Origin of the sequence: Gluconobacter sp. DsW_056 (assembly GCF_002153595.1) — a bacterium.
In the GTDB taxonomy this organism is placed as follows: domain Bacteria; phylum Pseudomonadota; class Alphaproteobacteria; order Acetobacterales; family Acetobacteraceae; genus Gluconobacter; species Gluconobacter albidus.
This window is the reverse complement of record NZ_JOPF01000011.1, coordinates 52,829-75,844: the sequence shown is the minus strand read 5'-3', so window position 1 is coordinate 75,844 and position 23,016 is coordinate 52,829. Positions and strand designations below refer to the sequence as shown.

20 protein-coding genes and 3 tRNA genes are annotated in these 23,016 nt (G+C 60.8%); 16 read left to right on the top strand and 7 right to left on the bottom strand.

What is annotated here, in order from left to right; genetic code table 11:
- The first annotated feature begins 20 nt into the window (after window positions 1-20).
- The 13 genes from murC (at window position 21) to HK22_RS11815 (ending at window position 15,588) form a co-directional block, all read left to right on the top strand.
- Window positions 21-1,454 carry a UDP-N-acetylmuramate--L-alanine ligase gene (murC, locus tag HK22_RS11875; RefSeq protein ID WP_086649408.1) on the top strand — a complete coding sequence of 478 codons (1,434 nt, stop codon included), beginning with the start codon at window positions 21-23 and terminating at the stop codon, window positions 1,452-1,454.
- Window positions 1,451-2,371, top strand: a complete 921-nt coding sequence (gene murB / locus HK22_RS11870; protein ID WP_086649407.1) for a UDP-N-acetylmuramate dehydrogenase — start codon at window positions 1,451-1,453, stop codon at window positions 2,369-2,371. Before murC ends, murB begins: the two co-directional genes overlap by 4 nt.
- Window positions 2,368-3,279: a D-alanine--D-alanine ligase gene (locus HK22_RS11865; RefSeq protein ID WP_086649406.1), complete on the top strand. Its 912-nt coding sequence runs from the start codon at window positions 2,368-2,370 to the stop codon at window positions 3,277-3,279. The genes murB and HK22_RS11865 overlap by 4 nt, the downstream gene beginning before the upstream one ends.
- Entirely contained in the window at window positions 3,279-4,220 is a 942-nt protein-coding gene (locus tag HK22_RS11860) for a cell division protein FtsQ/DivIB (protein WP_086649405.1), read from the top strand. Before HK22_RS11865 ends, HK22_RS11860 begins: the two co-directional genes overlap by 1 nt.
- Window positions 4,217-5,614 carry a cell division protein FtsA gene (gene ftsA, locus HK22_RS11855; protein WP_062109694.1) on the top strand — a complete coding sequence of 466 codons (1,398 nt, stop codon included), beginning with the start codon at window positions 4,217-4,219 and terminating at the stop codon, window positions 5,612-5,614. The genes HK22_RS11860 and ftsA overlap by 4 nt, the downstream gene beginning before the upstream one ends.
- A 57-nt stretch (window positions 5,615-5,671) precedes the next feature.
- A complete protein-coding gene (ftsZ, locus tag HK22_RS11850) occupies window positions 5,672-7,204 on the top strand; it encodes a cell division protein FtsZ (RefSeq protein WP_086649404.1) in 1,533 nt (510 codons plus the stop codon).
- A 181-nt stretch (window positions 7,205-7,385) separates the two neighbouring features.
- Window positions 7,386-8,354 (top strand): UDP-3-O-acyl-N-acetylglucosamine deacetylase, encoded by a 969-nt coding sequence (gene lpxC / locus HK22_RS11845; RefSeq protein WP_233142610.1) that lies wholly within the window; start codon window positions 7,386-7,388, stop codon window positions 8,352-8,354.
- A 68-nt stretch (window positions 8,355-8,422) separates the two neighbouring features.
- The gene (locus HK22_RS11840; protein WP_062109700.1) at window positions 8,423-9,322 is read left to right on the top strand and encodes an outer membrane protein assembly factor BamD; all 900 of its coding nucleotides are present in this window, start codon (window positions 8,423-8,425) and stop codon (window positions 9,320-9,322) included.
- Between the two features lie 45 nt (window positions 9,323-9,367).
- On the top strand, window positions 9,368-11,089 hold the full coding sequence (gene recN / locus HK22_RS11835) for a DNA repair protein RecN (RefSeq protein ID WP_086649402.1): 1,722 nt from the start codon (window positions 9,368-9,370) through the stop codon (window positions 11,087-11,089).
- Window positions 11,086-13,137, top strand: a complete 2,052-nt coding sequence (gene ligA / locus HK22_RS11830; RefSeq protein WP_086649401.1) for an NAD-dependent DNA ligase LigA — start codon at window positions 11,086-11,088, stop codon at window positions 13,135-13,137. Before recN ends, ligA begins: the two co-directional genes overlap by 4 nt.
- A 70-nt stretch (window positions 13,138-13,207) precedes the next feature.
- A complete protein-coding gene (locus HK22_RS11825; protein ID WP_062028581.1) occupies window positions 13,208-14,557 on the top strand; it encodes a hemolysin family protein in 1,350 nt (449 codons plus the stop codon).
- Between the two features lie 36 nt (window positions 14,558-14,593).
- A complete protein-coding gene (locus HK22_RS11820) occupies window positions 14,594-15,166 on the top strand; it encodes an isochorismatase family protein (RefSeq protein WP_086649400.1) in 573 nt (190 codons plus the stop codon).
- 11 nt (window positions 15,167-15,177) lie between these two features.
- Complete coding sequence (locus tag HK22_RS11815; protein WP_086649399.1) at window positions 15,178-15,588, top strand: Ivy family c-type lysozyme inhibitor; 411 nt, start codon at window positions 15,178-15,180, stop codon at window positions 15,586-15,588.
- 42 nt (window positions 15,589-15,630) lie between these two features.
- On the opposite strand, the gene HK22_RS11810 is transcribed toward HK22_RS11815, so the two are convergent.
- The 3 genes from HK22_RS11810 to gpt form a co-directional block, all read right to left on the bottom strand.
- Window positions 15,631-15,707, bottom strand: a tRNA-Arg gene (locus HK22_RS11810).
- 18 nt (window positions 15,708-15,725) lie between these two features.
- Window positions 15,726-15,802 (bottom strand) — tRNA-Pro (locus HK22_RS11805).
- Window positions 15,803-15,851: 49 nt separating this feature from the next.
- Window positions 15,852-16,358 (bottom strand): xanthine phosphoribosyltransferase, encoded by a 507-nt coding sequence (gene gpt / locus HK22_RS11800; protein WP_062029496.1) that lies wholly within the window; start codon window positions 16,356-16,358, stop codon window positions 15,852-15,854.
- A gap of 70 nt (window positions 16,359-16,428) precedes the next feature.
- Here gpt and HK22_RS11795 point away from each other — a divergent pair, with 70 nt between their 5' ends.
- A complete protein-coding gene (locus HK22_RS11795) occupies window positions 16,429-17,655 on the top strand; it encodes an MFS transporter (protein ID WP_086649398.1) in 1,227 nt (408 codons plus the stop codon).
- A 71-nt stretch (window positions 17,656-17,726) separates the two neighbouring features.
- On the opposite strand, the gene HK22_RS11790 is transcribed toward HK22_RS11795, so the two are convergent.
- From HK22_RS11790 to ispH, 4 genes are all read right to left on the bottom strand, one after another.
- Window positions 17,727-17,802: transfer RNA gene (locus HK22_RS11790), tRNA-Asn, on the bottom strand.
- A 110-nt stretch (window positions 17,803-17,912) separates the two neighbouring features.
- Entirely contained in the window at window positions 17,913-18,365 is a 453-nt protein-coding gene (gene rnhA, locus HK22_RS11785; RefSeq protein ID WP_086649440.1) for a ribonuclease HI, read from the bottom strand.
- On the bottom strand, window positions 18,358-19,308 hold the full coding sequence (locus tag HK22_RS11780) for a homoserine kinase (protein WP_086649397.1): 951 nt from the start codon (window positions 19,306-19,308) through the stop codon (window positions 18,358-18,360). Before HK22_RS11780 ends, rnhA begins: the two co-directional genes overlap by 8 nt.
- A 6-nt stretch (window positions 19,309-19,314) precedes the next feature.
- A complete protein-coding gene (ispH, locus tag HK22_RS11775) occupies window positions 19,315-20,325 on the bottom strand; it encodes a 4-hydroxy-3-methylbut-2-enyl diphosphate reductase (RefSeq protein ID WP_062029505.1) in 1,011 nt (336 codons plus the stop codon).
- A gap of 114 nt (window positions 20,326-20,439) precedes the next feature.
- Between ispH and HK22_RS11770 the strand changes: the two genes are divergently transcribed.
- Window positions 20,440-21,033: a hypothetical protein gene (locus HK22_RS11770; protein WP_062029506.1), complete on the top strand. Its 594-nt coding sequence runs from the start codon at window positions 20,440-20,442 to the stop codon at window positions 21,031-21,033.
- A 99-nt stretch (window positions 21,034-21,132) separates the two neighbouring features.
- Complete coding sequence (locus tag HK22_RS11765) at window positions 21,133-23,016, top strand: OPT family oligopeptide transporter (protein ID WP_086649439.1); 1,884 nt, start codon at window positions 21,133-21,135, stop codon at window positions 23,014-23,016.

Here is a 23,016-nt window from a genome sequence, read left to right as displayed (position 1 = left end):
TACCCAAGAGTACCTGCCCCATGCGCGCCCTGCCCCTGAACATTGGAACCATTCACTTCGTCGGTATCGGCGGCATCGGTATGTCCGGTATTGCCGAGGTGCTGCACATGCTGGGCTACAAGGTACAGGGGTCGGACATCGCGGAAGGTGCGAATGTGCAACGCCTGCGCCAGGCCGGAATTGTCGTTCATATCGGCCATGACGCCGCCAATCTGGGCGATGCGCAGGTTGTCGTAACGTCCACGGCCGTAAAAAAGGACAACCCGGAAGTCGTGGCCGCCCGCGCCAAGCTCATCCCGGTTGTCCGCCGTGCGGAAATGCTCGCGGAACTGATGCGTCTGCGCTGGTCCGTCGCCATTGGTGGCACGCACGGCAAGACCACGACAACCAGCCTCGTCGCCTGCGTTCTGGAACACGCCAAGCTGGATCCGACTGTCATCAACGGCGGCATTATTGAAGCCTATGGCACCAACACACGCATGGGTTCAGGCGACTGGATGGTTGTCGAGGCCGACGAAAGCGACGGCTCGTTCCTGCGTCTGCCCGCTGTGATCGCGGTCGTGACGAACATGGACCCGGAACATCTGGATCACTGGGGTACAGAAGAGGCCATGCAGGCCGGCTACGATCAGTTTGTGTCCAACATCCCGTTCTACGGCTTTGCGGTCCTGTGCGTGGACCATCCCCAGGTCCAGCAGATGATCCCGCGCCTGTCCGATCATCGTGTCATCACTTACGGCTTCAGCCCGCAGGCCGATATCCGCGCTGAAAAAGTCGTTATGGACAAGCGGGGGGCCACGTTCGAGGTCGTGATCACGAACCGTCAGCGCAACCGCTCGCGCCGGGCGGGCCCCTTCCGTTTACCGATGCTCGGACACCATAACGTCCTGAATTCGCTGGCCGCCATCGCCGTCGCCCTTGAAATGGAAATCAGCGATTCCGTCATCGCGTCCGCCCTGACGACCTTCAAGGGCGTCAAGCGCCGCTTCACGCGCACCGGCGACTATAACGGCATCTCCATCATCGACGATTACGGTCATCACCCCGTTGAAATCGCCGCCGTTCTAAAAGCCGCGCGTCAGGCCGGCGCAAAGAACGTCATCGCCGTCGTACAGCCGCACCGCTATTCGCGCCTGAAAGTCCTGTTCAACGAATTCTGCACCTGCATGAATGATGCCGATACGGTCATCGTGGCGGACGTGTACGCTGCGGGTGAAGCCCCGATCGAAGGTGCGGGTCGTGATGCACTCGTCGAAGGCCTGCGCGATCGTGGTCACCGTTCCGTCGTGCCACTCCCCGATCCCGCGCATCTGCCGGAAATGATCAACGCCATCGCCAAGCCGGGCGACTATGTTGTCTGCCTCGGTGCCGGGACCATCACCCAGTGGGCGCAGGCGCTCCCTGCCCAGCTCGAAGCGCTGAACCGGCAGCCTGCAACCGAAGGCGCAGCATGACGGGTAGCAGCGATTTTCCAGTCAAGAGCCTCCGGGGAAGACTGACCGCGAACGCACCTCTGGGGCCCCGCGCATGGTTTCGCGTCGGCGGCCCGGCGGACTGGATGTTTATCCCTGAGGATCAGGATGACCTGGCCCGTTTCCTGCGTGAAAAACCTGCGACCATGCCGGTCACGGTTCTGGGGGCATGCTCGAACGTCATCATCCGCGATGGCGGCATCGCAGGCACAGTCATCCGCCTTGCGCGTGGCTTCGCAGATATCGACGTACAGGGCAGCAGCCTGATCGTCGGGGCTGCTGCCCTCGACGTCACCGTAGCCGAACATGCCGCCGCAGCCGGTCTTGCCGGTCTGGAGTTTCTGGCCGGCATTCCGGGTTCGATCGGCGGCGCTGTCCGCATGAATGCAGGGGCTTACGGATCGGATCTTGATGCCATTCTCGAATGGGCCGAAATCCTGACAGAAAAAGGCGATCTGCGCCGCCTCTCACATGACGAACTGGGCTTTGCGTATCGTCATTCGGAGCTTCCAGAAGGCAGCGTGGTGATCCGGGCCTGCCTGCGTGGGACACCGGACGAGGCAGACGCCATCCGGAGCCGCATTGCGGACATCCGGGCCTCCCGCGAAGCCTCGCAGCCCGTACGCGCACGAACCGGCGGCTCCACGTTTCGCAACCCGGAAGGTCACAAGGCCTGGCAGCTGATTGACGAAGCCGGATGTCGCGGCCTTCAGATCGGAGATGCGCAGGTCAGCGAAAAGCACTGCAATTTTCTGCTCAATCTGGGACAGGCCAGCAGCGCGGATCTGGAAACGTTGGGAGAGAGCGTGCGAGAGAGAGTTCTGGCACGCAGCGGCGTCAGCCTGCACTGGGAAATCAAACGGATCGGACGTCATTCCGAAGGAGACCAGACGTCATGAAAGTCGCAGTCCTGCTGGGCGGAACATCCAACGAGCGCCCCGTCAGCCTCGTCAGTGGCGAGGCCGTGATCAACGCCCTGCGCGAGACGGGTCACGACGTCACGCCGATCGACGTCGGCCCGGATATTGCCGCGACAATCGCCAGCCTGAAATCCACAGCACCGGACGTCGTCTTCAATGCGCTGCACGGCCCGCGCGGCGAGGATGGAGCCATTCAGGGCGTTCTGGAATGGCTCGGCCTGCCTTACACGCATTCCGGAATCCGGGCCTCTGCCGTCGCGATGGACAAAGGCGCCACGCGGATCCTTCTGGCCGCCGCAGGTCTGCCCGTGGCACAGGGGCGTGTGGTCACGGTCGAGGAACTGGCCGAAGCCGATCCCCTTCCCGCACCCTATGTCATCAAACCGGTCGCCGAAGGGTCATCCGTGGGGGTCGAGATCGTGCGGACGGGCGACAATCGCCGTGCGGAAATCGCGCAGACATGGCGCTTCGGAAAGGACGCACTGGTCGAAAGCTTCATCCCCGGCCGCGAACTGACCGCCAGCGTCATGGGAGACCGTGCCCTCGCCGTCACGGATATCCTGCCCTGCGAAACAGCCGCGTTCTACGATTTCGAAGCCAAATACAAGGCTGGCGGCTCGCGTCATGTCGTTCCTGCAGATATTCCGCAGACCGTGACCGATCGCGCGCTCGACTACGCCCTGCGCGCCCATCGGACGCTGGGCTGTCAAGGTGCGAGCCGTACCGATTTCCGTTATAACGAGGATACCGACACGCTCGTCATTCTCGAGGTCAACACACAGCCGGGCATGACGCCAACTTCCCTGCTGCCGGAACAAGCTGCCTATTGCGGCATTCCCTATCCGGACCTGTGTGACTGGATGGTCCGGGAGGCACTGACGCGCTGATGCGGGAAGACCCGTCCTTTCAGAAAAACGATTTTGTCCGGGAGCGTTATTCCGGGGGCATGCCGCCTCAGGAAGACCGTCCTTCCCGGGCAAAGCTGTTCTGGCGCCGGCAACGGCGGCTGGTCCGGCCTGCGATCGTATTTCTGGTCGTGATGGGTCTGGCAGGGGCCGGTATGCGCCTGCTGTATGACGCTGCCTCGGAAGAACGCTTTGCCCCTCTGCGCGAACGGCTGGTTGCAATGGAGCCATTGCCCATCCGCCATATCGTCATCAACGGCCGCGGCATGACCAGCGAGGCCTCGATCCAGGACGCACTGGGCACGTCCATCGGGCATCCGATTTTCGGCTTCTCCGTCGAGGCTGCCCGCCAGCGACTGGACGAGCTTCCCTTCATCGACCATGCGACGGTTGAACGGCACATGCCCGATACCGTCATCATCACGCTTGTCGAGCGCACCCCGATCGCCGTCTGGCAGGACCGCGGGCATTTCATGCTCATCAACCGCGCCGGTGAAGAAGTTCCCGATCAGGGACTGACGGGAAAAAATGCACAGGCCTTCCTCCAGCTCCCGCTGGTGGTGGGCGAAGGCGCCAATACCGCCGCCGCAGGCGTCATTGATGCCCTCAACCACGAACCGCTGGTCAAGGCTCAGGTCACGGCGCTGATCCGCGTCGGAGGCCGCCGCTGGAATGCGACCCTCAAGGACGGCACCACCGTTCTGCTGCCTGAAGGTGAAGAAGCCGCAGCTTTTGCGCGTCTGGCGCGTTATCAGCAGAGTATGCGCCTTCTGGAACGTCCGGTGCAGTCGATTGATCTTCGTCTTCCGGACAGAATGGTCGTCCATCAGCCCCCGCAGGCCATCCCACCTGCCGAAGGAGCGAAAACCGATCCGTCTCCGTCCTCTCCTCCACCCCCAGCAGACAGCGCGAAGCAGCCATGAATGACCTTACCTCCATGTCAGATCTTCCGGCATTCCGTCGCCGGGGCGGTCTGAGGGGCCGGTCCCTCATCCCCGTCGGCGGCGAGCGTGATGTGAGCGTCAACCGTGTCCCGCGCGACATCCTGCCGCTTCCACCGGAAGAGACGCATCGCAGTATCGCATGGCGTCCGGGCATTTTCGGCGCGCTGGATATCGGCACAACGAAAATGACCTGCCTGATCGGCAAGGGCGAGGCTGACGGCTCCATTCAGGTTCTGGGTCACGGCTGGCGCCGCTCCCACGGCATCCGCTCAGGATCAATCGTCGACATCCGCGAAGCCGAAGCCGCAATCCGGGCCACGGTCGGCCAGGCCGAGGAAGCCGCCGAACGGCGCATGGACTCCCTGGTCGTCAACCTGTCCTGCGGCAGGCCGCTGAGTCGGCTGGTGGACGCCCAGATCCCGATCGGTGGACGGGAGGTAACGGCCGGAGACGTGCAGCGTCTTATTGCGGAAGGACAGGCCCGCGCCTGGATGGAAGGCCGCGAGGTCATCCACACCCTTCCCATCGGGTATGTCGTGGATTCCATTCCCGGCATTGCCGATCCCGTCGGCCACCAGTGCGAAGAACTGGCGACCCGGATGCATGTCGTAGACATGAACTCCAGCGCCCTGCGCACTCTGGATGCCGTTCTGCAACATGCGGAACTCAAGCTGGACGGGCTGGTGGCAAGCCCCTTTGCCTCGGGCATTTCGGTTCTTGCGGCCGAAGAGCGGGAGCTTGGTGTCACGGTTGTGGAAATGGGCGGCGGCACCACATCTCTGGCGGTTTTCTGCGAAGGAAAACTGCTGCACACCGCCCAAATCCGCGTCGGCGGACTGCATGTCACGCGCGACATTGCAGGCGTCCTGTCGACGTCCCTGGAAACGGCCGAACGCCTCAAGACGATGTATGGCGCAGCCCAGATGGGTTCGGACGACCAGCGGGAAATCCTGTCCGTTCCCCTGATCGGGGAAAACAGCGACCGGCTGGTACGTTTGCAGCGTTCCAAGGTCATTTCTGTCATCCAGCCCCGGATCGAGGAAACACTGGAACTCGTCCGGCAGTCGCTCGATAATGCGGGACTGGGCCGGCTGGCCAATGGCAGGGTCGTCCTTACAGGCGGAGCCTCCCTGCTGGAAGGGATCGTTCCCGTTGCAACCCGCATCCTCGGACGCCCCGTACGGATGGGGAAACCCCAGAACATCTATGGCCTGCCCGAGACGGCCGCGGCTTCGGCAGGCTTTTCAACCGCTGCGGGGCTCCTGGCCTGGGCAGCGGGTGCGGATCGGGATTTCGGAGATATTTCCGCACCCGAACCAAGACCTCGCGGACTTGTTAAACGTCTCGTAGGCTTCATACGCAATAATGTATAAGCTATTACAGATCATAACGCCCTCACATGTCGCTTTCATGAAGTTCCGGACCAGATCATGACGCTGAACCTTACCCCTACTCCCAATTCCCACGTTGAGCTGGCGCCACGGATTACCGTGATCGGCGTTGGCGGCGGCGGGACGAACGCCGTCGACAACATGATTGCGTCTGATCTCAAGGGCGTGGAATTCGTCGTTGCCAACACCGACGCCCAGCAGCTTGCCCACTCCAAGGCTGAACGCCGCGTCCAGCTTGGCCCGCATCTGACCCGCGGCCTGGGTGCAGGCGCGAAGCCGGAAATCGGTCGTGAAGCCGCCGAAGAAGCCGCTCAGGAAATCGACCGGCAGCTTGAAGGCGCGAATCTGGTCTTCATCACCGCTGGCATGGGTGGTGGCACAGGGACGGGTGCGGCGCCGGTCATCGCGCGCATGGCACGCGAACGCGGCGTCCTGACGGTCGGCGTCGTCTCGAAACCTTTCAATTTCGAGGGGCGTCGCCGCACGACAGCTGCTGAAAAGGGCATTGCCGAACTTCAGAAGCACGTCGATACGCTGATCGTCATCCCGAACCAGAACCTTTTCAATTCCGCAACGCAGAACACGACATTCCGCGAAGCCTTCCGGATGGCCGACAATGTCCTGAACATGGGCGTTCGCGGCATTACGGACCTTATGGTTTCCCCCGGCCTGATCAATCTCGATTTCGCGGACGTCAAGGCCGTGATGGAAGAGATGGGCAAGGCCATGATGGGTACGGGCGAAGCGTCCAGTGAAGAAGACGCAGAAGACCGTGCCGTCCTCGCAGCCGAACGTGCGATTTCCAATCCGCTGCTGGAAGACGCCTCCATGGCGGGCGCACGCGGTCTTCTCATCAACATCACGGGCGGTGAAGACCTGACGCTTTATGAAGTCAACGCCGCCGCTGACCGCATCCGTGAGGAAGTGGCCGACGATGCAAACATCATCTTCGGCGCGCTGATCGACGAAAAGCTGAATGGTCGCGTCCGCGTCTCGGTCGTCGCAACCGGCATCGACACGCAGCCCTCCCAAGACCCGTCCGCGCCTCCCGAGCACCTTCAGACATCCACGCCGCACGCAAACGCAGCCTCGCAGGCGGCCCCCCGGGAGACATCTTCTTCCCGGGCCAGCGCACCGTCCTTCCAGCCCGGTTCAACCTATGCCGGCGGTCCGCCGCGGCCGAATTTCGCGCTCGACGCTCAACAGGCACCAGCTCACAACACAGCACCCCTGTCTGCGCAGGAACCGCCTGCTCCCGAGCAAGCCGCCCCTGAAAACCAGTCACCCCGGCAGGACAGCGTCCATCAGCCCTCTCCCCGGGCCGGTCTGTTTTCCGACCCGTCCCGCCATGCTCCCCAGCAACAGGCCGAAGCACCCCGCAGCCTGTTCGGCATGGTCACAGGCGCCTTCCGCAGCCGTCCGACCCAGCCGCAACAGGGCCAGCAGCCAGCCCAGCGTGCCGAGCCGAACACACGCGACGGGTATCAGCACCAGGCTCCGCAGCATCCCGAACAGCCCTCCAGCGGCGGCGATGATTCCAACCTGGATATCCCAACCTATCTGCGTCGCTGATCAGCACACCCCTCTTGTGGGCAACACAAGAGGGGTAATATCCGGCAACAATCGTTGACTGGAACCAAAGTCCGGTATCTGTTTTCTAGTCTCCGGAACAAGATTTTTCGGAGGCTTTATGCAGGTGACGCCCAAGCAAGGTATAAGAACGGCGAGTGGCGTTGATACAGCGCGCCCTGAAATGGCGTCAGGTTCTGATGCTTCGTCTTCCCGCCTGGAGCGCACCAGTTCAAAAAACCTGCAGACCACTCTCGCACACCCGATTCACTGTCAGGGGATCGCCCTGCACAGTGGTGTCACGGTCAACCTTCTTCTTTCTCCTGCTTCCGCCAATACGGGGATCAGGTTCCAGCGTTCGGATAAGGAGGGCTCACCCTCTTTCCCCGCGACCTATGACCATATTGTGGATACACGCCTTTCAACGGTTGTCGCGTGTCAAAACGACCCGTCCCTCCGCGTCGCCACGATCGAACACCTGATGGCAGCCCTCAATGCCTGCGAGATCGACAATATCCTGATCACGGTCAGCGGACCGGAACTGCCAGTTCTCGACGGGGCTTCTGACGCCTTCGCGTTCCTGATCCAGTGCGCTGGCCGCAAAATCCTCGATACACCCCGCCAGGTCATCGAAATCCTGCGCAATGTCCGCGTCGAAGGCGAAGACGGCGCTTTTGCCGAACTGCGTCCCGCACAGCGTGGACTCTCACTGGCCATCTCCCTGAGTTTTGCGGCTCAGGCCATTGGAAACCAGCGTTATGCCATGCAGCTTAACCAGCAACGCTTCATGGAAGAGGTCGCTTTCTGCCGGACATTCGTCAATCGTCAGGATATCGAATATCTTCAGAGTATCGGTCTGGCGCGCGGGGGATCACTGGAGAATGCCGTCGTCGTGGATGGAGAAAACATTCTCAACCCCGCAGGACTGAAAATTGAGCGAGAGTTCGCCCGTCACAAATTACTCGACGCTATTGGCGACCTCTATTGTGCCGGACACCGGATGCAGGCGGGTTTTATTGGCCATAAATCCGGCCATACACTCAACAACCGACTCCTGCGCACCGTTTTTTCGGACGCTGCCAACTGGCGCTTCGTCTCCACGGCCCCTGCCCGATCCGTTACAAAAGCCCTGCGCACACGCGTTGCCGCCTGAGACACATGGCAGGTCTTTCGTCAGCGCATTCCCGTGATATAAGACGGGCTTCCACGGGAAGAGCAGGTATGACAAGCAGCACTCAGCGTCATTTTGAAGCATCGGTCACGAATGGTGGTTTCATTCTGAGAGCTGCGGCTGTCAGCGGGCTTCTGCTGCTGTCCGGCTGCTCCATGTTTTCGCATCAGCACGAAAAACCCGCGATTCCAAAAACCGCTGACGCCGAGACCCTGTACAATTACGGAATCGACGCGCTGCATACCGGCCATTACGAACTGGCTGGCGGCGAATTCGAACTGCTTCAGCAGAATTATCCCTATTCCGGCTTCACAGGAAATGCGGAGCTGATGGAGGGATATTCCTATTACCTTCAGGGCGAATACGCACTTTCGGTCCAGCAGCTCGAACGTTACCTCCAGCTGCACCCGACCAGTCCGGACGCTGCCTACGCCTTCTATCTGCGGGCACTCTGCTATTACGAACAGATCGCCAATGTCGAACGTGACCAGCAGGGTACGGTTGAAGCACTGGACGCGCTGGAAGAAGTCATCACCCGCTTCCCCCAGACCTCCTACGCCCGCGACGCCCAGCTGAAGATCGACCTGTGCCGTGACCATCTGGCAGGCAAGGAAATGCTGGTGGGCCGGTGGTATCAGCAGCAGCGCAACTACGAAGCCGCCATGACACGTTATCAGCGCGTCGTGCAGGATTATCAGACAACCAACCACGTCGCCGAAGCTCTCGAGCGTCTCGTGGAAGTCTATCTGTCTCTCGGGCTCAAGGATCAGGCCCGCCAGACAGCCGCCGTTCTCGGCTACAACTATCCCGACAGCCAGTGGTATCGTTATGCCTATAATGATCTTCGGGACAACAAGCTGCTCAATGGCGACCTCAAAAAACCGGTCGTCCGTCCGGGCCAGCCTGACCATCGCGGATTTTTCTCCCGGATGTGGCACAGCGTCTTCTGATACCAGCCCTTTGAAAAAGGGCACTACACTCCCAACATTGCTGTCATGCTGACCCATCTCTCGATCCGCGACGTCGTTCTGATCGAAAAGCTCGATCTCGGCCTTTCCCCCGGTCTGACCGTCCTGACCGGCGAGACCGGGGCGGGGAAATCCATCCTGCTCGACAGTCTGGGCCTGGCCCTCGGAGAGCGTGCCAGCGGTGGCCTCGTGCGCTCAGGCGCCACGCAGGCCAGCGTATCGGCTATTTTTGAAATAGACGCCCGTCATCCGGTTCTTGCCCTGCTCGACGAGCACGGCATCGTCCGCGAAGATCCGTCGGACCCGATCGTCCTGCGACGCATCGTGACGCCCGATGCCCGCTCCCGCGCCTATGTCTGCGACCAGCCGGTCGGTGTTGGTCTGCTGCGTCGCGTGGGCGCCCACCTCGTGGAGATTCAGGGCCAGCACGAACAGATGGGCCTTGCCGACCAGAGCACCCATCTCGATCTGCTGGACGCTTTCGGAATCACCCCGCCACTCCGGGAAAAGACAGCCAGCACCTTCCGGCAATGGGCTGCAGCCCGCAATGCCCTCAAAGCCGCGCGCACCGATATGGAAGCCGCAGCCCGGGAGGAAGAATGGCTGCGTCAGACAGTGGACGATCTGGAACGTCTGGCCCCACAGGAAGGTGAGGAAGACGCGCTCGCCGCCACGCGCGTCAGCCTCCAGCGTGATGAACGCCGTGGTGAAGCCGTTGCCGCCGCCCTGTCAGAACTGACCCCCCGTGACCGCCGCTCGTCCGCTCCGGCCGCTGCCCTGCGTGCAGCCAGCCGTGCACTCGCAAGACTGCTGCCGGCACCGACGGAGACGGAAACCCTTTCAGACAGCCACCAGACACAGGCACAGGACGCACTCGACGCTCTTGGAAAAGCCGAAGAGGCCCTTGCCGAAGCGGAGATGCTGCTGAGCCGCCTCGCCGCAGATACGGAAGGCGATCCCCGTCTTCTGGAAGAAACGGAAGAGCGGCTGTTTGCACTCCGGGCCGAGGCCCGCAAACACAATATTTCCGTGGCCGAACTGCCAGCCTTTCTCGCCGCTCTGAAAACACGGCTGAGCGCACTGAACTCCGGAAACGCCGAACTGGCCCGTCTTCAGACAGCCCTGACCGAAGCCCGTCTGGCTTACGAAGACGCCGCGCGCACCCTCTCTGCCGCTCGCCAGAAGGCTGCCGAAAAGCTCGAAAAAGCAGTCAGCACGGAACTGCGCCCCGTCAAGCTCGAACGCGCGCGCTTCATCGTCTCGCTTCTGCCTCTGGACCCCGATCACTGGAACAGTCAGGGCATGGAACAGGCCTCGTTCCTGATCGCAGCCAACCCCGGACAGTCTCCCGGACCGCTCGCCAAAGTGGCATCAGGGGGTGAACTGTCGCGCCTTATGCTGGCATTGAAAGTGGTTCTGGCGGAACGCTCCGACATCGGCACGCTGGTGTTCGATGAGGTCGATTCCGGCGTGGGCGGCGCTACGGCATCCTCGATTGGCGACCGGCTGCACAAGGTTGCTCAGGACGTGCAGGTTCTCGTCGTCACTCATAGCCCGCAGGTCGCGGCGCGTGGCGATCATCACCTGCGAATCGCCAAACGTGTCCGCAACGACCGGACCGAGACCTTGGCGGAACCGTTACCCCATGACGCCCGGCGTGAAGAAATCGCCCGGATGCTCGCAGGCGACATCATTACCGACGCAGCCCGTGGGGCTGCCGACAGCCTTCTTGGACATCAGCTTTCATGACCACTGCCCCAGTCTCCGCCGCCGAGCGTCACGCTGAACTCGAAGCGGACCTCGCACGGTGGGATGAGGCCTATCACGGGCGCGACGAGCCTGAAGTCTCTGACGCCGCCTATGATGCGGCCAGACGCGAACTTCTGGCGCTGGAAGACGCACACCCGGACCTCCGCTCGGAAAACGGCTTCAGCCAGCGGATCGGATCGGCTCCTGATTCCGCTTTCGGGAAATACCGTCACCTCGTCCCGATGCTGTCCCTCGACAACGTTTTCGACCCGGAAGGCTTCGACGGCTTTGTTTCAAAAGTCGGGCGTTTTCTCGGTCTGGACGAACAGCAGCTTCAGGCCCTCCAGTTCGTGGCGGAACCGAAAATCGACGGTCTCTCCATCAGCCTGACCTACGAGCACGGACGTTTCGTGCGCGGCACCACGCGCGGAGACGGTATTGAAGGCGAGGATGTCACCGCCAACCTCCTGACCCTGCACGATATTCCTCATGAACTCCCTGGCACGGCACCCGAGCGTCTCGAAATCCGCGGGGAGGTCTTTCTCTCCAAAAACAGCTTTCTGACCCTTAATGAACAGCAGGTCGCTCGCGGCGCACGTCCCTTCGCCAACCCCCGTAACGCGGCCGCAGGGTCTTTGCGACAGCTGGATGCCGAAATCACGCGCAGCCGACCGCTCTCGCTCTTTGCTTATGCTCAGGGCTACACGTCCTCGCCCGTTGCCACGACGCACTGGGGCTATCTCGAAAAACTGCGGAGCTGGGGCTTCAGGGTTAATCCACTCTCCGAGATGATCGCCCATGCCCGCGACATTCCCGCCTATGTCGACAAGCTGGCCCGTGAGCGCTCTGGGCTGGACTACGATATCGACGGTATCGTCTTCAAACTGGACGATATTAGTCTGCAGGAGCGTCTGGGTTTCGTCGGCCGCGCACCGCGCTGGGCCATCGCCTGGAAATTCCCGGCCGAGCAGGCCATCACCCGCCTTGTGGACATCGAAATCCAAGTCGGCCGCACAGGCGCCCTGACGCCTGTGGCCCATCTGGAGCCTGTGAATGTCGGCGGCGTCATCGTCTCGCGCGCAACACTGCATAACGAAGACGAAATCGCACGTAAGGACGTACGCGTCGGTGATCTGGTCCGTCTCCAGCGTGCCGGAGACGTCATTCCGCAGATTCTCGGCCCAGTATCAGGCGAGGACCCGCGCTCAGAACCGTTCGTCTATCCCGATCACTGCCCGGTCTGCGGATCCCTCGCCGAGCGTGTTCACGGAGAAGCTGTCCGCCGCTGCACGGGCGGCCTGACCTGTGAAGCCCAGGTTGTGGAACGTCTGATCCACATGGTCTCGCGCAATGCCTTCGACATTGACGGCCTTGGCGAACGCAGCATCCGCGAATTCCATGATGCAGGCTATATCCGGACACCGGGCGATATTTTCCGCCTGCGGACCCATGAAGAGGCCCTGCTTCAGCGCGACGGCTGGGGGCGACTATCCGTGGACAACCTGCTCCGCGCGATTGACGAGCGGCGGACAATCCCGCTGACGCGGCTTATTTTCGGCCTCGGCATCCGGCGCATCGGCGAACGCAATGCCCAGCTTCTGGCGCGGCACTACCAGACTTTCGAAAACTGGCGCGACGCCATGCTGGCTTCCCGGCCGGACTCTGAAGAGCGGGCCGCTCTTGGCGCGATCATGGGGGTGGGCGATGCGATTGCCGATGAACTGTCCGCCTTTTTTGCCGAAAGCCATAATGTCGAGACCCTTGATGATCTGACAACGGAACTGACGGAGATCACTCCCGAAGATGCGCCTGTGGAGGGTCACCTCTCAGGCAAGGTCATCGTGTTCACAGGAACAATGACGACCATGAGCCGACCGGAAGCCAAAGCCATCGCCGAGCGACTGGGCGCACAGGTGACAGACAGCGTTTCAAAAAAGACATCACTGGTTGTTCTGGGTGAAAAAGCGGGTTCAAAAGCGAAGAAAGCCGCCGAACTCGGGATCGAAACCACGGATGAGAGCGGCTGGCGCGTACTCGCAGGACTGTAATAGAACTGCAAAATCAAAACCGTGAGAAAGTTGGTAATATTTCACTTTTCCAGGGTATAACGCCTCCCGCATGTCAGTCTCCCCTTCTTCCCAGCATCAGATCGTTCTCCTCCTGCTGGGCTTCGCCGCCACGGTCGCGCTGATTGGCGTCTCCGTCCTGATCTCACTCTCCGAGATCTCCTTTGCCGCGGCCCGCGATGTGCGTCTTCGTTCCCGAGCCGAAGCGGGAGACCCTCGCGCTGTCGCGTTTCTCAAGCTGCGGCGCAACAGTGGTCAGGTCATTACGGTCCTTCAGATCTGTCTGAATGCTGTGGGTGTTCTGGGCGGTATCATCAGCGAATCCATGCTGAGCGACCCGATCGCGGCGGGCTTTCTCGCCATGGGAACAGGCCCGGCGTTAGCCAGCAAGCTGGGTTCGGCCTGTTCCTTTATCCTGATCACGGGCCTTTTCGTCCTGTTTGCGGATCTTCTGCCCAAGCGGATCGCCATGAACGCGCCAGACCGGATCGCGCTCAAGGTTGGCTGGTTTCCTGCCGTCGCCCTGAAAATTCTCTATCCGGCCGTCCTCGTCTTCTCGAAGATATCCGACTGGCTGCTCAAGCTCCTCAAGATCCCGGCCGCCGCAACCGTCGAGCCCGTAACGCCTGAAGACCTGCGGGCCATTCTTGCGGCCGGAACAGCCTCCGGTGTGCTGCTGGAAGAAGAGCACCAAATGATCCAGAACGTGCTCGGCCTTCAGGACCGCGCGGTCACGTCCGCCATGACGCCGCGCGACGAAATCGTTTTTCTGGACGTGCAGGAAAGCCCGGAAAGCCAGCGCGACAAGGTGCGGGTTCGTCCCTATTCGCGCTACCCGCTCTGCGACGGCGGCCTCGACAAGGTCATAGGCTCCATCCGCGCGGAAGACGTTCTGGTTGCCGTGGTTGACGAACCCCAGCCCAAAAGCACCGGCTTAGCTCCCATCGCCAGCCAGATCTTCCGCATGCGGCGCGACGTTTTGTCGCTGCCTGACACACTGAACCTGTGGGAAACCCTGGCCCAGTTCGAGGCTCATTCGGCAGGCTTTGCACTGATCGTCAACGAATACGGCCTCGTTGTCGGTCTCATCACCTACAAGGACATCATGGGCGCCCTGATGGACGGTCTGGTGAGCCCGTTCGAAGAACAGGCCATCGTCCGCCGCGATGACAAATCCTGGCTGATCGATGGCGCAGCTCCCATCGGCGATGTCATCCGCGAACTGGACATCCCCATGTTCGACGATGCCCAGAACTTCGATACGGTCGGGGGCTTTGTCATGAACCGCCTGCGCCGCATGGCGCGCAAGGCGGACAGCGTGCAATCCTCAGGCTTCCGGTTTGAAGTGGTTGACGTGGAAGGCTTCAGAATCAACCAGTTGCTGGTGACACGCCTGAACTGACTTCCTCTCCCGGACGCAGGCTGCTTAGATCATCGCATGATCGATCTCAGCCACTCCGCTCTTATCCTCGTCGATATCCAGAATGACTTCCTGCCGGGCGGCGCACTGGCCGTCCCGGACGGGGACAGGATCCTGGAAGCCGTCAATGCCCTTGCCAGGCATCCATTCAGGGCTGTGATCGCCACACAGGACTGGCACCCACTCCATCACTGTTCCTTCGATGCTCAGGGTGGCCCCTGGCCGGCTCACTGTGTTGCAGGCGGCAATGGGGCTGATTTTCCCAAGACACTCAGATCCGGGCCCATAACGCACATCATACGCAAGGGTGTTCTGCAGGAGCGGGACAGCTATTCCGGGTTTCTCGACAATGATCGTGCAACTTCAACGGGGCTCGACGGGTTACTGAAAGGCCTTGGCATAGACCATGTGGTCATCTGCGGGCTGGCGCTGGATTACTGCGTCATGGCCACGGCGCTGGATGCGGTGTGTTGCGGCTATCAGACGGACGTTATTCCCGAAGCCTGCCGGGGGATTGCCGCTGATCCAAAAGCTACTCTGGAAACACTTGAAAAACAGGGCGTTCGGTTGAAAAGCGTGAATGCCTTCTGAAGGTCACGATCATGAACATAACCAGACTGATTCCTGCCCTACTTGCATGTGCAGCATTCCAGGCCGCCTCGGCGGCGACACCTCCGACAACGGCGGATCTGGCTAACATGCAGGGGTTTCGACAGGCCTATCAGGCTATGGTGACACTGCCATCATGGGTGATGACGGCACATGCGACATCCGTGCCGGTCAGCGATCTCAGCATTGGAGGCAAGCCCTATCTTCTGGGACATATGTGCCGTCAGCATGACTGCGCGGCAGAGCAGCTTGAGGTTGTTTTCGCGAAAGACCATTCAGCAGCCTGGGGGCTGTTGAGCATCAAACGGAATGGGCCATTGAAACAGGATTTCTTAGGCGCACCCGATGCCGAGATGCAGAGGGTTCTTCTCAAAGCCTATCAGGATAATAATCCAGCAGACTGAATTTAAAGGAGAATGGAGCGCCAGCCGTTTTTTTGGAATGGCTGGTGCGCCCTGATGGATTCGAACCATCGACCCACAGCTTAGAAGGCTGTTGCTCTATCCATCTGAGCTAAGGGCGCATCAATGAGGCCATTAACTGGTCGGGGCGCCCGGACTCGAACCGGGGGCCTCTTGTACCCAAAACAAGCGCGCTACCAGGCTGCGCCACGCCCCGAACCGGCCGGAACCTAGGATGTCTGGCCGGTCGAGGCAAGAGGGTTTTTTTATTCGCCTTCGCTTCGTACAAGCGGCGGTACGAAAAGCGGCGCAGTATCCCACGGAAACAGGACCCATGTGTCCTGCGCGACTTCGGTGACATAGTGGTCCGTGAAGGGCTTGCCTTCCGGCTTTGCGTAGAGGCAGGCAAAGACTGCCTTTGGAAGCAGTTCGCGCACAATGCGGGCCGTAACACCCGAATCCACGAGATCGTCCACAATCAGGAAACCATCGCCATCCCCTGCGGCAACAGGCGGTTTGACGACCTTCGGCTCGTGCTGCGTGCCTTCTTCGCCCGCATAGCTGATAACTGAAACACTCTCGATCAGGCGGCAGCCCATTTCGCGGCCAAGAATGGCAGCGGGGATCAGGCCGCCACGGGTAATGGCAACGATTCCACGGAAAGGCCCATGTTTCTGCATGAGGGTTGAGGCCAGAAGGCGCGCATCACGATGGAGCTGATCCCAGGTGACGGTCGCATAATGAACGGTTTGGGGAGTCTGATTGGCTGTCATGATCTTCCTCTGCCTTCCGTCTCGCAATTTTGCAATAAACTTGAGAGCCGGAAGTGCCTAAAGTGCCGCAATGATCGATCCGGCCCTGCGCACCCTTCCCGGCCTTCCGGCACTTATAGTCGGAAGAATTTTCTCCCAGCTTTCCGCGACCACCATGACGATCGCCATCGGATGGCAGATCTATGCGCTGACGCATGACGTTGCCTCTCTGGGCTATCTGGGGCTGGCACAGTTCCTGCCCATGATCCCCCTGACATTTGTCGCGGGGCACGTCGCGGACCGTTTCAACCGGCGCACCATCGTCCTCATCTGTCAGATCTGCGAAATTCTTTCTACGGCTGCCCTCGCGGTTGCCGCCGCATGCCACGTCCTGACAACAGGGGGCATCTATGCATTCGCAGCCTTCTATGGCGTTCTGCGCAGCTTTGAGATGCCCTGCCAGCAGGCATTTCTGCCTGCCATCGCACCTCCATCCCTTCTGCCCCGCGCGCAGGCGCTGCTCTCCTCGCTCTTCATGACCGCATCCATCGTCGGCCCTAGTCTTGGTGGCCTGCTTTACGGCATCGGGCCGGTCGTCTGTTATGGCCTCTCGACCATCGGGTTCGCGGTGGCTTTCTCAGGAACATTTTCCCTGAAGTTGGTGCACACCATCCCACCCAAAGAGCCGGTCACATTCGCCTCGGTTTTTGCGGGGCTATCCTTTCTCAACAGACGTCGTGACCTGTTGGGCGCTATTACGCTTGATCTGTTCGCCGTGCTTCTGGGAGGCGCTACAGCCATGCTTCCGGTTTATGCGGACGGAATCCTGCATGTCGGTCCGGTCGGGCTAGGCCTGCTGCGTGCCGCTCCGGCGATTGGCGCGCTGATGATGTCCTGGGGTCTGTCCCGCTACCCTCTCAAAGGCCGTGCGGGCCTTGTGATGTTCGTGTCGGTCGTCGTGTTCGGGGTGGCGACGATTGTTTTCGGAGCATCCCACACGGTTTGGCTCTCGATTGTCGCACTGATGATCCTCGGCGCCTCCGATGTCATCAGTGTCGTGATCCGTTCCTCGCTGATCCAGCTTGCAACGCCGGATTCAATGCGTGGACGTGTTTCAGCCGTGAACACGCTGTTCATCGGATCCAGCAACCAACTTGGCGAATTTGAGAGCGGAATGCTCGGAACGGCAATCGGACCGGAAGCCGCCGTGATCGCGGGCGGGGTCGGCACCATTCTGGTGGCGGCCGCCTGGGCGCGGCTTTTCCCGCGACTATGGGCGCTGGATCGCCTGGAAGACGTCTTCCCAGAGGAACAGTAAGGCCTGAAACGCAAAAAGCTCCCGAAAGGGAGCTTTTTATTGCGGTCGAAGCAGCTTTTCAAAGGAAATGCTGGCTCCCGAAGTAGGACTCGAACCTACGACCCAGCGATTAACAGTCGCTTGCTCTACCAACTGAGCTATTCGGGACCGGCGAGGTGGTATGTAGCCAAATGGTCGGGGTCGGTAAAGCCCCTAAATGAACTTTTTTTGGAGATTTTTTCGTTTTTCTTCAAAGACCTGAGAAAAACCGTCATTTTTCAGAGCTCTTCACGCCCCCGCGTTGCAAGCTGATCCACGCGTTCGTTGTTTTCGTCGCCCGAATGCCCTTTGACCCAGAGCCATTCAATCTCGTGCGGCTTCGCAGCTTCCAGAATACGCTGCCACAGATCCATATTGGCGACAGGGTCCCCTGCCGCATTCCGCCATTTCCGTCGCACCCAGCCCGTATGCCAACGGGTAATCCCATTCCGCAGATATTCGCTGTCCGTATGCAGCGTCACGATACAGGGACGTTTGAGCGCCTCCAGCGCCTCGGCTGCGGCGGTCATTTCCATACGGTTGTTGGTCGTCTCCGGATCACCACCCAGAAGCTCTTTTTCCTGACCACGGCAGACCAGAAGTGCGCCCCAGCCACCAGGGCCGGGATTGGGTTTGCACCCGCCATCCGTCCAGATTTCAACCTGAGGCCGCTCCGCAGAGGCCTCAGACATGGGAAACACCTGCAAAATGGCGCAGGCGCACCAGATAGGCCAGCGGGTCCTTGCGGGTTACAAGCGCATTGGCGGGGGTGTTGATCCAGTCATACAGGCGCGTCAGAAGAAAGCGGATCGAAGCCCCCTGACACAGGAGGGGAAGCGCCGATTTCTCCGCCTCGGTCAACGGACGAACGCTCTCATAGCCCTGGAGAATGGCCACAGCAAATGACGGTGCAAACGTCTTTTCGTCACGGAAGCACCAGGCATTCAGGCAGATCGCCAGATCGTAAGCCAGAAAATCCGTACAGGCGAAATAGAAGTCGATCAGACCCGAAACCTGCCCGTTCTGGAAGAAAACATTATCCGGAAACAGATCCGCATGGATCTGCCCGCGCGGCAGCTCATCCGGTAGCGGCCATGCCGCTTCGATCCGCTGAAGCGCGCCCCGGACTTCAGCCGTCAGACCGGGGGATAATGCGTCTCCACTCTCACCACAGCTTTCGAGCAGCGGCCCCCATGCCGCCGGAGACAGCGCATTCGGACGAACGGCACTATATCCTTCGCCAGCAATATGCAGCCGGGCCAGCGCCTTGCCGAGTTCCAGACACAGCCCTGCATCGAGCTGGGTTGCAGACACACCGGGAAGAAAAGTCGTGATGGCAGCCGGACGGTCTGCGAGAGTCCGCAGCGCCGTTCCACTCCGGTCCGATACGGGAAGGGGGCAATTCAGCCCCCTGCCCGCCAGATGCTGCATGAGCCCCAGAAACCACGGAAGCTCACTGGCATTCACCCGACGCTCGAACAGCGTGAGAATAAAATCTCCCTCTGTCGTACGGAGGAGGAAATTGCTGTTTTCGACACCTTCGGCGATGCCATGAAACGAGACCAGAGTGCCGATCGCGTAAGTGCCAAGAAACGCCTCAAGCGTCTCGGCCGCCAGTTCCGTATAGACGGCCATGAGAAATCAGTCTTCCTCGCCAGCCAGCGGGCCGGGCAGGCGGAAATTGATGTTCTCTTCCTTGACGATCCGCTCTTCGATCTTGAGCGTGTATTTTTCGGCCAGAGCCGTCACCATTTCCTGCACGAGGCTCTCTGGAGCGGACGCACCGGCACTGATGCCCAGCGTTTCCACGCCTTCAAGGACGCTCCAGTCCAGATTCTCAAGCTTCGGCACCAGAAGCGCACGACGCGCGCCAGACCGCTCGGCCACTTCCCGCAGGCGCTGCGAGTTGGACGAGTTGGGCGAGCCGATCACGATCACCAGATCGCTCTCGGGGGCAATCGCCTTCACCGCTTCCTGACGGTTGGTCGTCGCATAGCAGATGTCTTCACGCTTCGGCCCCTCGATGAGCGGGAAGCGTGAGCGCAGGATGTCCACGATCTCGGCCGTATCATCGACCGACAATGTGGTCTGCGTGATGAAAGCCAGCTTCGCAGGGTCTTCCGGCTGGATCGTGCGGGCTTCTTCCGCATCATTGATGAGCGTGACGGCACCCGGCGGAAGCTGTCCCATCGTGCCGACCACTTCCGGATGGCCCGCATGGCCGATCATGAGGATGTGGAGCTGGTCCGGGCCACCGCCCGCGAAGTGACGTTCGGCCTCACGATGCACCTTCGAGACCAGCGGGCACGTCGCATCCAGATAAAGCAGGTTACGGCGCTGGGCTTCTGCTGGAACGGCCTTGGGAACGCCATGCGCCGAGAAAACGACATGTCCGTCTTCGGGGACCTCGTCCAGTTCCTCGACGAAAATGGCACCCTTGGCTTCAAGTCCTTCAACGACCGTCCGGTTATGGACGATCTCGTGACGGACATAGACCGGAGCGCCATAACGGCGAAGGGCCTCTTCCACAACACGGATGGCGCGGTCCACACCGGCACAGAATCCCCGCGGACCGGCGAGCAAAACGCGGAGGGTTGGAGGAGCGTCCACACCATCGGTGCGGGCAGGAGCGAAAGTCGTCTGTTCTGACATGGTGTTCCCCAAGCGGGCGGAGTTCGATATGTAGGACCAGTATCGACCGGATTGCCGCTCGTCGCAACGTCCGGGCCTCTTTGCCGAGCCTCTTTGTAGGAGTTTCTTCAGCTGATGCCAGCCATCCGGCGCTTCGCCTCGCCCCTGTTTGCTCCGGCTTTCGCCCTCCTGGCCCTTTCGAGTCTGGCCGGCTGCGACGAATCCAACCAGAGTTTCTTCGCACCTGCCTGTCCGGCCCTCGATATCCCGGGATCTGCAGCGGACCAGTTCGTCTATGACGGCAAGAGCGCGGATATCGGAAGCCTCGTCAGCCATGCGCAGATCACCTCCCTGTCCGGAGACTGCGAGCGGGGCCCAGAAGGACCGCACGGCCACCAGACGGTGCGCACACGCCTGAGCCTTGCCATGAACCTGACCCGGGGCCCGGCGGCGACCAGCGGTATGATCGACGTGCCATATTTCATCGTCATCATGCGGGACGGCAAGATTGTGGACAAGAAAGTCTTCACGGACACCTTCCGCTTCCCGCCCAATGTCAGCACACAGTCTGTCCGCACGGACCTTCGCCTGATTGACCTTCCCGCCACCGACAACATGGCGCAGGAAAATCCTTATACGCTCGAGATCGGGTATCAGCTGACACACGGCGAACTGGGCTATAATCGCGAGCATCTGGCCCCGGTCGCTTTCCACAGCCACACACAGTAAAATTACGTCAGGAAAAATATGTCGGGGCTGAGGCCTTAGCCCCGGCATGCAGGCACAGCGGGCTGCCCTGTGCCTGACATCATTTCGGAACAGAAACACATGGACAATCGCGAACTGACCCTCCGCGGGATTATTCTCGGAGCCCTCATCACGGTCGTCTTTACGGCAGCAAACGTCTATCTGGGCCTGAAGATCGGTCTGACTTTCGGATCATCCATTCCAGCCACCATCATCTCGATGGCCATCCTGCGCCTCATGGGCGGCGGGACAATGCTGGAAAACAATATGGTCCAGACGCAGGCTTCTGCTGCCGGTACTCTATCCTGCGTGTTTGCGGCCCTGCCGGCTCTCATCATGGTCGGATACTGGCATGAATTTCCCTATGCCATCACACTGCTGCTGACGATGGCAGGCGGCATGACGGGGGTTGTTTTCACCATCCCGCTACGCCGGGCGCTCGTGAGCAATTCCGATCTGCCCTACCCCGAAGGCACGGCCTGTGCGGAAATCCTGCGCGCTTCTTCTCCGGAAGGCGATGCGCGAAGCCTGAAATCCCTCACCCTCGGTACAGTCGTCTCGGGTGTCGTGGCGTTTGCCACATCGGGACTGCGCCTCCTGTCGGACGGGTTTTCGGCGGCCACCGTCGTCGGATCATCGGCATTCCGTCTGAACGGAAGCTTTTCTCTGGCCCTTCTGGGCACCGGCTATCTGGTCGGCATCGGGGGCGGTATTGCGATGCTGCTCGGGGTGTTTCTGGCCTGGGGCATCATGGTTCCGGTTCTGGGACATCTTTCGCCGTCAGCCACACCGCTAACCGAAGCATCGGGTCTCTGGCTGCACAAGGTCCGTTTCATCGGCGCCGGGACCATTGCGATTGCAGCAGTCTGGACACTGCTCGCGCTTGCCCGTCCAGTCGCACAGGGACTGAAAGAAGCGCTTTCCGTCACCCATCTGGCAAACGGCGATGACAGCGATCGCGATCTGGCACCTCGCACACTGATTGCCCTGTGTGCAGGGCTGGCAGTGCTGCTGGCAGGGCTGTTCAGCTATTTCCTGTGGCCCGTCATGCCGCATGGTGGCGCTCTGGGAACACTGGTCGTTCTGGGACTGATCGCCTGTTTCGGGCTGGGCTTTCTGGTCGCCAGTGCGTGCGGCTACATGGCCGGTATCATCGGGTCGTCGTCGTCACCGATATCCGGCGTCGGGATCATCGCCATCATTGCCATTTCGGTTGCCCTCTGGGGGCTGGAAAGCAGTGGCGTCCTGACGGTGGAACAACGCCCGATCGCCATTGCGTTCGGATTGTTCGTCCTCTCCGCCATCACCGCCTCGGCCGCCGTCTCCAACGATAACCTTCAGGACCTCAAGACCGGTCAGCTTGTCGGCGCAGCGCCCTGGAAACAGGAAGTTGCCCTGCTGATCGGCTGTGCCGTTGGCGCGATCGTCATCCCTTGGGTGCTTCAGGTGCTGTATCAGGCCTACGGCTTCGTGGGCGCCATGCCACGCACGGGCATGGACCCGACGCGCGCACTTGCCGCACCACAGCCCGCCCTGATGGCCGCCATTGCAACCGGCATCCTGACGCATCAGCTTGACTGGCTGATGCTGGAAATCGGAGCAGCGCTTGGCGTCTGTCTGGTCATTCTGGATATCGCGCTACATCGCCGGAACCTTGCGCTCCCGCCTTTGGCCGTGGGGATGGGCATCTACCTTCCGGCGGATGTCTCGGTCACCATCGGGATCGGTGCGGGGCTTGGCTGGCTGTTACGTCGTTTCCCCAAGGACCAGGGAACAATGATCGCTTCAGGCTTCATTGTCGGAGAAAGCCTGGTCGGCGTGGCCCTTGCCGCAATGGCGGGCGCCACGGGAAGTTCCGAGACACTGGCGCTTCCCGTCCCGGCCCTGCTGAATGCCGGGCTGGGCTGGGCGGTGTTCTGTGGTGTTTTACTCTGGTTCGGACGTCAGGTCAGACATTCAGAGTAA